At 49.6% G+C, this 12,736-nt stretch carries 6 protein-coding genes and 3 pseudogenes; 4 read left to right on the top strand and 5 right to left on the bottom strand.

The features are described from left to right. The first annotated feature begins 85 nt into the window (after positions 1–85). The 4 genes and pseudogenes from OGX94_RS20645 to OGX94_RS20630 form a co-directional block, all read left to right on the top strand. The gene (locus tag OGX94_RS20645; protein WP_004189163.1) at positions 86–526 is read left to right on the top strand and encodes a transposase; all 441 of its coding nucleotides are present in this window, start codon (positions 86–88) and stop codon (positions 524–526) included. Then, complete coding sequence (gene tnpB, locus OGX94_RS20640; protein ID WP_004189161.1) at positions 523–873, top strand: IS66 family insertion sequence element accessory protein TnpB; 351 nt, start codon at positions 523–525, stop codon at positions 871–873. The genes OGX94_RS20645 and tnpB overlap by 4 nt, the downstream gene beginning before the upstream one ends. Positions 874–903: 30 nt before the next feature. Beyond that, positions 904–2,496, top strand: coding sequence for an IS66-like element ISKox1 family transposase (locus tag OGX94_RS20635; RefSeq protein WP_004902302.1), 1,593 nt, complete (start codon positions 904–906; stop codon positions 2,494–2,496). Between the two features lie 26 nt (positions 2,497–2,522). Then, positions 2,523–2,729, top strand: a pseudogene (locus OGX94_RS20630) (IS3 family transposase); the annotation flags it as partial. Here the strand turns inward: OGX94_RS20630 and hhe are convergent. The 5 genes and pseudogenes from hhe to OGX94_RS20605 form a co-directional block, all read right to left on the bottom strand. Continuing rightward, a complete protein-coding gene (hhe, locus tag OGX94_RS20625; protein ID WP_032636151.1) occupies positions 2,730–8,465 on the bottom strand; it encodes a DUF4011 domain-containing anti-phage protein Hhe in 5,736 nt (1,911 codons plus the stop codon). It lies immediately after the preceding pseudogene. A gap of 186 nt (positions 8,466–8,651) precedes the next feature. Then, on the bottom strand, positions 8,652–10,694 hold the full coding sequence (locus tag OGX94_RS20620; RefSeq protein ID WP_032636150.1) for a DUF262 domain-containing protein: 2,043 nt from the start codon (positions 10,692–10,694) through the stop codon (positions 8,652–8,654). Then, the gene (locus tag OGX94_RS20615; RefSeq protein WP_000443937.1) at positions 10,687–12,138 is read right to left on the bottom strand and encodes a DUF262 domain-containing protein; all 1,452 of its coding nucleotides are present in this window, start codon (positions 12,136–12,138) and stop codon (positions 10,687–10,689) included. Before OGX94_RS20615 ends, OGX94_RS20620 begins: the two co-directional genes overlap by 8 nt. A gap of 24 nt (positions 12,139–12,162) precedes the next feature. Further along, a pseudogene (locus OGX94_RS20610) lies at positions 12,163–12,396 on the bottom strand (integrase core domain-containing protein); the annotation flags it as partial. Next, positions 12,366–12,676: pseudogene (locus OGX94_RS20605) on the bottom strand (IS1 family transposase); the annotation flags it as partial. The pseudogenes OGX94_RS20605 and OGX94_RS20610, both read right to left, overlap by 31 nt. Positions 12,677–12,736: the final 60 nt, after the last annotated feature.

Here is a 12,736-nt window from a genome sequence, read left to right as displayed (position 1 = left end):
GTAAGCGTCAAGTCACTGCCGCCTGTGATTCCAGTCCCGGGATCGCTAGCTTAGAGCTCCGTCTAATTTAGAAGGAGCTCTGTTTATGGAAAATGCTGCCAACTGGCGAACTGAATCGCGTACCGTCTATTCCAGTGACTTCAAACTTCGGATGGTCGAACTGGCTTCACGACCAGATGCCAACGTCGCACAACTGGCGCGGGAACATGGCGTTGATAATAATCTCATTTTTAAGTGGCTACGCCTCTGGCAGAGAGAGGGGCGAATCTCTCGTCGAATGCCTGCAACTATCGTGGGGCCGGTGGTACCTCAATCTCTTCCGGCTTCTCCGACTCTGTTGTCCGTCGACGTTATCAACGACCCGTTGCCCGCCGCAGAGAATGACACTCTGTGTACGTTCTCCTCCGCTCACGCCAGCGCCACTTCCTGTCATGTTGAGTTCCGCCACGGCAAAATGACGCTGGAGAACCCGTCGTCAGAGTTGCTGACTGTGCTGATCCGCGAACTGACCGGGAGGACACAATGATATCCCTCCCGTCAGGCACCCGCATCTGGCTGGTCGCCGGGGCCACGGATATGCGTAAATCCTTCAACGGGCTGGGCGAACAGATACACCACGTTCTGGATGAGGATCCCTTCTCCGGCCATCTGTTTATCTTCCGGGGACGCCGTGGCGATACCGTGAAAATACTTTGGGCTGATGCTGATGGTCTGTGCCTGTTTATCAAACGCCTGGAAGAGGGACAGTTCGTCTGGCCTGCTGTACGCGACGGCAAAATCGCGATCACCCGCTCACAACTTGCCATGCTCCTTGATAAGCTGGACTGGCGCCAGCCAAAAATATCCCGCCTTAACTCACTGACAATGTTGTAAAAAAATCATAACCGCATTATAAAAGCGGTTATGAATCACGACTATCTCGCCCGTATCGCTGCGCTGGAAGACGCGCTTCGCCAGAAAGACAGTCAGCTCAGTCTCGTTGCAGAGACTGAGTCGTTCCTGCGTTCTGCACTGGCCCGCGCAGAAGAGAAAATAGAGAACGAAGAGCGCGAGATAGAGCATCTGCGGGCACAGATAGAAAAACTGCGTCGAATGTTGTTCGGTACCCGCTCCGAAAAACTTCGCCGACAGGTTGAAGAAGCCGAAGCCCTGCTGAAACAGCAGGAGCAGCAAAGCGATCGCTACAACGGACGGGAAGACGATCCGCAGGTACCTCGCCAGTTACGTCAGTCCCGCCATCGTCGCCCGTTACCGGCACACCTTCCCCGCGAGATACATCGGCTGGATCCTGCGGAAACCAGCTGTCCGGAATGCGGCAGCGGTATGGCGTACCTCAGCGAAGTCAGCGTGGAGCAGCTGGAACTGGTCTCCAGCGCCCTGAAAGTGATCCGCACGGTCAGGGTGAAAAAGGCCTGCACCCGATGTGACTGTATCGTTGAAGCACCTGCGCCATCACGTCCCATCGATCGGGGTATCGCCGGGCCGGGTCTGCTGGCCCGCGTGTTAACGGCCAAATACTGCGAACACCTGCCGCTGTATCGCCAGTGCGAAATCTTTGCCCGTCAGGGCGTGGATCTGAGCCGGGCTCTGCTCTCCAACTGGGTGGATGCATGTTGCCGGTTAATGGCCCCGCTGGATGAGGCCCTTTACCACTACGTGATGGACTGCCACAAACTGCATACGGATGACACTCCGGTTCCGGTGCTTGCACCGGGCAGAAAGAAGACGAAAACCGGGCGTATCTGGACGTATGTACGTGACGACAGAAGCGCAGGTTCATCAGATCCGCCAGCGGCATGGTTCGCCTTCTCGCCAGACCGGCAGGGAAAACATCCTCAGCAACACCTTCGCCACTATCATGGTGTGCTGCAGGCGGATGCCTTCGCAGGCTACGATCGGTTGTTCAGTCCGGAACGTGAAGGAGGGCCGCTGACAGAAGCCGCATGTTGGGCCCATGCCCGCCGAAAAATCCATGATGTCTATATAAGCACTCACACAGCGACAGCGGAAGAAGCCCTGAAACGTATCGGTGAGCTGTACGCGATAGAAGAAGAAATACGCGGCCTCACGACAGAAGAGCGTCTGGCAGCCAGACAATCGCAAAGCAAACCACTGCTGGCATCGCTGCATGAATGGCTGGTAGAAAAAAATGAGACGCTGTCGAAAAAGTCCCGTCTGGGCGAAGCGTTCGCTTATGTCCTGAACCAGTGGGATGCGCTGTGCTACTACTGTGAAGATGGCCTGGCAGAGCCTGATAACAACGCTGCCGAACGAGCCCTTCGTGCCGTCTGTCTTGGGAAAAAGAATTTTATCTTCTTCGGCAGCGACCACGGTGGTGAGCGCGGAGCCCTGCTGTACGGACTGATCGGGACGTGCAGGCTGAATGGTATCGATCCGGAAGCCTACCTTCGCCATATCCTGAGCGTACTGCCGGAGTGGCCCAGCAACAAAGTGGCCGAACTGCTGCCATGGAACGTGGTTCTTACCGATAAATAACCGTCAATACGGCGCTCACTTAACGCTTACAAAAAGAGCGCATCAGGAAGAGAATATACAAAACCCGGGATCTAGCCCGGGCGGATATCTTCGATTACATTGAAGTGTTCTACAACCGGGCCCGGCGCCACAGTCACCTCGGCGGCGTCAGTCCGGAGGCCTTCGAACAGGCCTCGTGTGAGGACAGAATTTGTCTACGGGCGTGGGGTCAGTCCATTATTACCTTTAACTAATTATGCCAATTCAGACTCAAACGCTGCATCATTCGCTTCAGCCTCTGCGCCATCAATTAATGCCAAGACTCGGTCAAGAAAGCGTTGCGCTTCGTATACATCTGTTGCTTGCCGCAGATAATGAGGTATTCGTTCAACAAACTCGGAACGTGATAAAGGCTGATGTTCCAGCAAAGCCTCAAGCATTGCGGGCCGCAACAAACGACGATCAGCATCAACATTAGGAAGCTCAACCTCAATGACATGTGTGGCAAAATACTTAAGTTGCTCCTTAAGCCCCAAATTGGGCATAAGAGAATCAATTGAGTCAGACGCCACTTCAGCGCTTGACTCAATCGTTTCTACATATTCATAGGAAGGTACAACAACGTCTGGAGCCAATGTTTTAAGCTCATGGAGTTTACGGATAATCGGAGATAGAACCTCATCAGGATTACTGAACCAATCAGTGGACCAAATGCGGCTAATTCTCCAACCCAAACGCTCCAGAACCTCTTGACGCAAACGGTCACGATCACGAGCAGATTTAGCTGAGTGATAAGCCGCACCATCACACTCTATGCCCATTAAGTAACGGCCAGGACAACCTGGATCTTTCACAGCTAGATCAATAAAGAATCCTGCAACCCCTACCTGAGGTTCACACTCAAACCCAGCGTGATTGAGTGCTTCCATTACAGCAACCTCAAAGTCACTATCTGGAGCCCTGCCGGTATGCGTTGTGAGGGAATCTAGTTTGCCGCTTTCGGCAAACTGTAAAAAACCTTTCAACGAAATAACACCAAGTTTACTGGTTTCACTCGTCAATACATCTTCAGAACGCATTGAACTAAACACATGCATCCGTTTTTTTGATCGAGTGAAAAGCACATTCAAGCGACGCCAGCCAACATCGGAATTGATAGGTCCAAAGCGTTGATAAACCTTTCCACCATGCTCAGAAGGTCCATAGGTAAAGGAAATAAAGATTACATCACGCTCATCCCCTTGAACGTTCTCAAGGTTTTTCACAAAAAGTGGCTCTTCCATGGCATATAAGCCATCGATTGCATCGTTAAATTCAGGGCGATTTCGGCGCAATTCATCGATAGCGCGCTCAATTTGATCGCGTTGCTTGGAACTCATGGCCACTACCCCGAGTGACTCACCCGGCCGGTGTTGCGCATGATGAAGTACGGCCTCAGCAACTGCTTGGGCTTCTTCAATATTGTGTTGATTGGAGAACCGACCTTTTGACACATAGGTAAATTTAATCCCATACTCTGGAGACTCAGCATTTGGGGAAGGGAATATCACCAAATCACTGTTATAAAAATGGCGGTTAGAGTATGCAATCAACTTTTCATGTCGTGAACGATAGTGCCAACGCAAACGTCTCATAGGAAACAGTGGCAAAGCAGCATCCAAAATGCTGTCAGTATCACTTAAAGCCGCGGCATCATCGTCATCTTCTCCGTCGGCACTTCGATCAAAGAAACTGGTTGGTGGTAGCTGTTTCGGGTCACCAACGACCACTAGTTGCTTGCCCCTCGCGATGACACCCAATGCATCCTCTGGCTTCACCTGAGACGCTTCGTCCATCACCACCAGATCAAATTCCATTCGTCCAGGTTCTAGGTAATGAGCTGCTGACATTGGCCCCATCATGAAACAAGGTTTAATTGCAACCAGCGCATTACATGCACGGTTAACCAATTGCCTAATTGGAATATGTCTGGTTTTTTTACCCAACTCATTTTTGATCAAAGCTAGTTCTGTATATTCACTTTTCTTACCACCAGAATTCCCTTCTGGTATATTTCGGCAAGCAATTTTTGCTGCAATCCGCTGACGTTGTAATTCAATCAGTTTTTTGTCGTAATCTTTAAATGACTTCTGCAAAGCATTGCGCTGTGAGCCGGAAACTCTCATCAATTCAGGGTGGATGTGAATAACCTCCCGCGCCAGCTGGTCATGAATTGCTAATGCTAAACCCAATTCAACTTTTTCAATCGGGAGCGAGCCCGCAAGTACAGCACTCCAGATTCGCTGCAATCCATTTTCATGCATCTGCTCGTAACAACGAATAAAGTTAACCCACCCGTTCAACCAACGGGGTTGCTGTATTGCTCTTTCGTTGCGCTCGATTAATGTATTAAGAGAACCATCAGTCGACTTGAGCCACTGACTCCGCTCTAACTTTGTTTCTAGCGCATATAACTCAGCATTTTTAATCTGTTCATTCCATTTCGAAACTATTTCCCCACCATCACGACATAGTAAATCGTAATCACTACCACTAGCCAAATGTCTGATCTGGGTAGCCAAGGATACGCAATTTATCTTATCAACCAGTTGCTCGGCAAAATTCAGCGTGTCGTTAATAGTGTCTAACGTCAGTTGATTATTTTTATACGCACCGCAAGCCAATGGGGTTAATTGTAAAAACGCCCCTAACTGTAACGAGTCATTTTCAAGGGATATCTGAAGATCGTTTATGTTTTGCAAAATCTCGGAGGAATGAGTCATCTGCTCTAATGATATATCTGGATTGATAAACCATCCCTGCAAGGCAATGAGAGTATTCCGCACCTGTCGGTAAGATTGCATCAATACACCTTGCTCACCTAACCAAGATGCATGTTCTTCCAACAAGCTAGAAATACGCGGTAATAACTTAGCCTCGTGCTCGACCCGTTTAACCAAAGTCATTAATCTTGAGCTAATCTGCGATTTCTCGATTAAATGCACACCTTTGATAATCTCACCATCTAGGTTAAATAATCCAGAGCCTATCGCAACTCGCTTTCCAAAACCTATCCCGTAACAAGCTCGGACCTTCTTGTACCAATCACGCAATAACATGAGTTGTTCACAGTCGGTGTCCAACCCTCGGAATGCATTACCAAGTTGATTACCAAAGTCACTTTGTTCAAACCGTTGTAACAGCTCCGAATACTTGAGCAAATCAGCTGAGCAGCGTTTTAACTCAGCAAACTTAGTGTCAGGCTTACGAGATTGCGCCATGAGCAGTGCCTTGGCACTACGCCAATCACTCTTAAACCATGCAAATAATCCCCCTTGCTGGATAACAGCAACGGCATGCGCGAGCATCTCTTGGGAAGGCAACTGGTCCAATTGATACAAAGTAGATAGACCATCTCTTAAAGGACGCAATGTTTCGATTTGACACATTAAGTCGCGCAATACTGCATCGATATCATCATCATCAAAAAGAGGATCTCGAACTCTAATAAGCTCAGTCGGTAAAGCACCCAGAATCGACAACAACTCAGAGCAGAATAGCAATCCAGCTTGCGAATCATCGATATACGAAGCAATACCATCTGGCAAAGCATTTTTGAAATCGTTTAATTGCGCATAAATAGATGATAACTCATCATGAATTGATTGGATGGATTCAAGCCACCTGACCAAATCACGTAAAGTGAAATCCTCTGCTGCACCATATTTTTCCAGCTCTTCACGAGGAAAGTCACACGATTGTCCTTGTTCTAAAAGTCGTAGCTTTTGAGGCTCGATAACCTGGCTCAAGGCCACATAATGACCTTGTAGCAACTCGAACCTATCTAAATAGTGACGCACCCGTGCAATGGCATCGGGTGAATCTAGCTCACTAAGTGCTGGGAAATGCTCTGAACCACACAACACTGGAAGATTCGACTGATCTTCTACCAATTGCTCAATATATTGAAGCGTATTAAGGCTTTCGCCTTCTAACGCCCACTTATCTACATATTCTTGATAGCTATGTTGAAAGTCGATAATTGATGTCTGCCAAGTTTGTAGCAAATCGACTATACGAGCGCTGTCAAACAATTGAATTTGTGTGTTATTCACACCGCTCCAAGGGTGCTCATATATTTCTGCATTAGCCCCCACCTGCTCACGAACCTCTTTGTAGATGCGGCTAAACTCTACTATTTGGTCACGCAGCCGTAATTGGGTCACTTTATCCAACTGCTTCCCGGAAAGGTTTTCGATATGAAGTGCTGTTGCATCAATATCTAATTTGTGACGATAACGGGTTGCACCACTCAAAATCTGATGTATCGTTTTGCCTGTTTGCGCCCATTGGTTATTGATCAATGCGGCATATTCATTGAGCTGCTGCTTAAGATCTTCATAACGCAAAATCTGAGCATCAATCTCTTCCATAGTAGGCATGGTCGCCTGACTCACCAAGCGAGCATTAATATCATCCAGCACCTTGCGCTTATGAGTTTTATGACTGTGCAACTCTAAGCAAAATTGACCTAGCCCCGCACGATCCAAGCGACGTTTGACGACCTCCAGTGCAGCCATCTTCTCTGCCACAAACAGGACTTTCTTACCGTTGAGCAGAGCTGCTGCAATCAAGTTGGTGATCGTTTGTGATTTGCCACTACCAGGAGGGCCCTCAATGACTAAGTTTTGACCACGGATAGCATCGATCAACGCACTGTGCTGCGAGCTATCCGCATCATCGATTAGTGGAACCTTGTCATGAATATCAGGGTAACTATCGATGCAGTACTCATGCTGACCGAAGCCACCAGGTAAGCCGGAATTCTCTTGACCACAGCTCTGACTGGTGAAAAAGCGACGAATTACTTCATGAGACAATATATTGCGCTTGTCACAAGGCCAGCGGGCAGGATCGAGGTCAAGATACATCATCATCTTGCCAAAATTGAGCAAGCTAAGTGCACCATAACGTTTCACAGACCATTTAGGTTTGTGCTGCTCTACAACCTTCTTCACCGAAGCAAAATAAGACTCTGGAGTTTCCTCTTCATTGAACAAAGGAAGAGCAAGGCCAAAGTCAGCCTGAAGTTTTTCCTTCAAAGAGAGATTGGGCAAAATATCTTCACCCGTGTAATAAAGTTGAAACTTGTAAAGACCATCCTTCGGATCTAATTTTCCTCGTTCACATCTCACCGGAATTGTAAATAACGGTGCATAACGTGCCTTTTCAGAGGAATCGCTTTCATACCACTCAAGGAACCCTAACGCCAAATACAAGATGTTGGCGCCACTCTCCTCCAAAGCAGTTTGAGCCTTACCATAGATGGCGCGCAAACAAGCTTCCAGTTCATTTGGATAAAGCAGAGCCTGTATCCGATTATCGTCATGAGAGGGATTGGAAGAAGATATACTAATCTCATTCCCAGCCTTTGCCTGTCGTTCAAAATCCTCAAGCCCTTCATAGCCTGCTAAGCAGCACGCCTCCTTCAACGCTGACAAAGCTATACCTTGATTAACGTATTCAGAACGAATCCCTGTTAATTTTCCATTCTGGCCTTGGGCATATTGCAAGATAAACTGATGGGCTTTTTCCAGCAACTCTCTATCTGAATCAGAAACAACCGTTTTATGGCTATCTGGTAAATCAAAATCTGTAAGGATTCCTAAGACGTGCGCCCAATCCTTAGCGCTAGGATGAGCTCTTAACTGTATATCTTTACCATCTGGCCCAACTTTGAGATAGCCATGCTCTAACAGCTGCGCTCTAGTTGGATCGGGCACAGGAGCAAATTCCATCGGGATTTCCGAGCAAAGGGTTTCATAAAGCTGTTCTGGTAATTCATCAACAATACGTAGTGAAGACCCTTTTTGAGTGATAGGGAAATTCAAAAGTCGATTTCGAGACGTAAGGTCCAATAACTTCTTACGCATAGCCTCGAGGGAAGTCAGAATAAAATCTGAGCCTCCTTGATTGAGTTCCTCTGCTGTAGAGGTATCTACAGTCGACATAATGTTCTCCATTTCTTAGGGTCCACAAGTAAAACGTTTTATGCTGATGCATCACAAAAAGACCGCAGTAAACTGCTGCAAAGAAGAGGAGATTTTTAGTCTCCCCTTCTTTATCAATCAGATCATACAATCAACTTAACGCCCATTAGTTGATAGCAGCCAAATTTCATAAACAGATTCAATCCGTTATTGCTGAATTTGATTGGATAGTAAGACCTGCAACATATCTTGTTGATGCACAGCTATCTCATCTTCCAGCCAACGACCTTTATCTTTCATCAGCCGAATCATAGCAAGCAATTTAAGACTATCAGTCTGGTTATTGGCAAGGCTTGCTTCAAAGTGCTCCTGCTTCTGTTGCGGCTGGAAGTTACTCAAGCGCGAGTTCTTGCTGTGGCTGATAAGGCAAAGGTTGCCAAACGAATGGAGTGCACTCTGCTCAACCGGTTTATAGCCATCCATCGGATGCTGGGGTGAGAAGTGCTCCACCGAGCTGCGGAAAGTGAACTCAAAGGAGCCAGCAACTTTGTCGCTATTCCGATCTCGTACCCACAGCAGATAGTCGAGGAAGTTGAAGACAAAGTTGTTCTCGATATGACCGAAGCGAAGTTTGGATGTAATCACCTTGTGCCAACTCTCATCCACATTGATGGCGGGCAACAGGGCGTTATCAAGGTAGAGCATCTGGTAATAGGAAGCCCCTTCACCAGGCGCCAAAAAGCGCTGGAAGACAAAGCGGCGAGCCTGACTCTCCAGATAGGACAGATAAGCCCCGGCATCCACCGGTTGATCAGGGTGACAATTGTCGAACAGATATCTCAGTGCACCATTCAGCCAATGTTTGTAAACCAGGGTCGGGGTCGACACATGAAACGCCGACAGCAACATCAGGACCCGCCGGTTAACACCAGAGAAACCATTCTCATTTTCATCCTTGTCAAAGGTATTGATGTAACTGACGCTCTTTTCCGAATACCAGTGCAGCCGCTTCAGACTCCAACTATCCTTGCCATCGGCAAACTCGCGCTTGATGATGAACTGATCAAACAGATACTTGCTCTTTAACAGGCCATAGATAAAACGCTGAACTGCCGCTACTGGATCCGGTTGCCTTATCACTCGCAGCTCAAACTGATCGACCAGTTGTTTATCATCAAGCGGCACCCCCTCCGTATCACCCGGGTCGCGGCTCACGAGTCGCAGCACATGGAGCAAGAAGTTGGAGAAGTTGATGACGCTGTTAAAGCGCTCGGAGCCTGCGCTCTCCTCCTCCACCGTCTGCTCACCATCAAGCTTGTCATCCTGCAAAATGGCCAACAAGGTGCGCCCTTGGCTACCGGCAGCTGCACGGCTTTTATCGGCAGCGTCGGCCGTGTTTGGGGATCCTAGCAGATCAAGCAGATGGGCAAAGTCACGGGGCACAAACTGACCCCAGTCGCTCTCACCAAACAGACGGTGGCGCTCTTGCGGGGTAAAGCCGTACTGGATATAGCGCTCCATATTGGCGCAGGCATCCCATACCCGGGTCAGGATATGAATACTTTGGCGACGATGCTCTTCCTCGGGTATCTGGTTCAGCGTCTCCATCAGCCGCGCCTTGATCACTTCATGCTTTTCCAACTGCTCGCCGCGATTGTTCATCGCCTCGAAGAAGTGATTGAGATCGGTATCCTTGGGTACTTCGATACGAGAGATCTGCACATGCTTGAAGAGGTAGTCGCAAAAGGTCGTCAGTTTAGCCCCTACCAAACCAAGATCCGCCATTGCCTTGCCAATCAGCTCAAAACCGTTCACCAAACCTTCATTGAAGGTACTCCCCCGCAAATCGTAGGGGGCAACACCCTGCCATAAGCGCTCGAAGGTATGGCTCGATATCGGGCGACTCTCAAAAGCGAGGTTGATGGTCTGATACCAGCTCATATCCACCGAATCTATCGCGTGATGTTTGAGCCAATTGGCCAGCAGAGAGAGGGTAGTAAAGCGCTGCTGGCCATCGATTACCTCGAAACTGCCATCGTCCCGGGCAAACACCACCAGGGTGCCGATATAGTAGGTTTGCGGCCCCTTACCACTGACCAATTTTTGCTGATAATCCAGCACATCCTGCAGCAGCTGGGTGATCTCTCCCTCACCCCAGGCATAGTTGCGCTGGTACATGGGCACCAGATAGCGGGCGCGATCTTCAAGCAGTGCACGAATGGAAAAGGGGCGAACGCCTGCATCATTCATAATATTTCATCTCCCGAAACAGCCCGACCAGCTCATCTTCGGCACCATTGCGATTGTTCTTGTTCTCTCGACTGCTCATGCTAGGCAAAGGGAAGCCGTGCAGATCTCCCGGCAGACGAGCATCACGAATGGCACGGATCAGATTGTGCTCCAGCACATAGTTATCCATGGTTGCCAACTGCACTACCTGCTGGCGGATGCGGCAGCGATAGGCCCAGATAAAGCACTTCTCGATGGCCAGTGACAGCCCTTGGCTGCCGAACTTGTCGATATAGAAGATCAGGGCGCAGTCGAACATGGCCCGCACATAACGATCCCCGGTGCGGTGGCGACGCTCGTAGCTGCCCAGGGTCGATAGCACCTTGCTGGCCATCGGTGTCAGCGTTTCGCCGAGCAGGGTGGCAGATTGCGCCTTGCCGGAATCAGACTCCTCGGCCACGATGGCGGCCACCCGCGTCTGGTAGTACTCGGCCATCTCGAAAAAGCGCCGACCATTGATGATCATCTGGTCGAGATGAAAGGGAAACGTCATGTACTGGCCGTCAATCTTGCGCTGGTACTGGCGGTTGTACTCATCGACAAAGTGGTGGGCGATGCGCAACGACTCCACGTAAGGATAATGCCCTACCCGATCTAGGTTGACCCCCTTGAAGAGATCCACCTCCCCCTTGCCAAAGTAGCGGGCCGACTTGCCCTCGGCCCACTGGCGTACCCGATAGAGATAGAGGGCGAACAGATTGGCCAGCTCGTCGCTTGGCAGGCGCTCCCAATGGGCGACCGCCTCGGCCTTGAGATTGGCCTCATGACCGGCAAACTCGCGCAGGTGAAATGCCTTGAGCAGATCGTGAGGAGCCAGATCGCGCCCCCGGGCATTTTGCGAATCGAAGAACTGGAACGCCTCCGAGATATCCTGCAGTACAAAGCAGACCACCTGACAGCGGTTGAGCAGAAAGTCAATTTGCTGCTCGTCAAACTCAGGGCGGGCCACCAGCCGACGCAACTCCAGATAGTTGCGTCTGAGGTTGAACTCCGAATCCCGGCTGGGGAAGCGCTGGCGCTGCATAAACGCATCGATAGGTCCACGCAAGACCTGCAATTGCTCACGCAGATCCTGACGTTGAAACCGGATACTCTTCTCTTTGCCACTGCGATTTTCGTTATCCAGCACCTCGATCAGCGCCTTGACGGTCAACATCAGGGTCAGGGTGCGTTGCTGACCATCGACGATATCAAGCATCTCGCCCTGCTCACTATCGGTGTGCTGATGAAACACCACCGAGCCCAGCCGGTAGGCGCTCTTGTCCTGATGGGTTGCCAAATCGGTAAAGAGATCCGAGATATTCTTGGAGCCCCAGCGGTAAGGTCGCTGATAGCTTGGGATGGCCAGTTGGGGAATGGCCAGCAACTGGCGTACCGACTGCACTTGATTATTAATGCTCTCCATCATGCCTCCTGCGGTATGAAGTGGTCAACAAAAACTGGCCACCGCGTTAGAGTTTTTCCAGTATCGGTTTTCTGATTCGTTTGGCGGTAACCCACCATTATATTCGTGCGGTCTTAGTGCGCTGTAATATCCAACGATATAGTCCGTTATTGCGTGAGCTGCATCGCTGAAGCTTACATAGCCCGTCGCCGGCACCCATTCGTTCTTCAGACTCCTGAAGAAGCGCTCCATTGGGCTGTTATCCCAGCAGTTTCCGCGCAGACGATGACGTCACTGCCCGGCTGTATGCGCGAGGTTACCGACTGCGGCCTGAGTTTTTTAAGTGACGTAAAATCGTGTTGAGGCCAACGCCATTCATGGCCATATCAATGATTTTCTGGTGCGTACCGGGTTGAGAAGCGGTGTAAGTGAACTGCAGTTGCCATGTTTTACGGCAGTGAGAGCAGAGATAGCGCTGATGTCCGGCAGTGCTTTTGCCGTTACGCACCACCCCGTCAGTAGCTGAACRGGAGGGACAGCTGATAGAAACAGAAGCCACTGGAGCACCTCAAAAACACCATCATACACTAAATCAGTAAGTTGGCAGCATCACCGACAA

Origin of the sequence: Citrobacter sp. Cpo037 (assembly GCF_030332945.1) — a bacterium.
Lineage (GTDB): Bacteria > Pseudomonadota > Gammaproteobacteria > Enterobacterales > Enterobacteriaceae > Citrobacter > Citrobacter portucalensis.
This window is presented reverse-complemented; position numbering and strand designations above follow the sequence as displayed.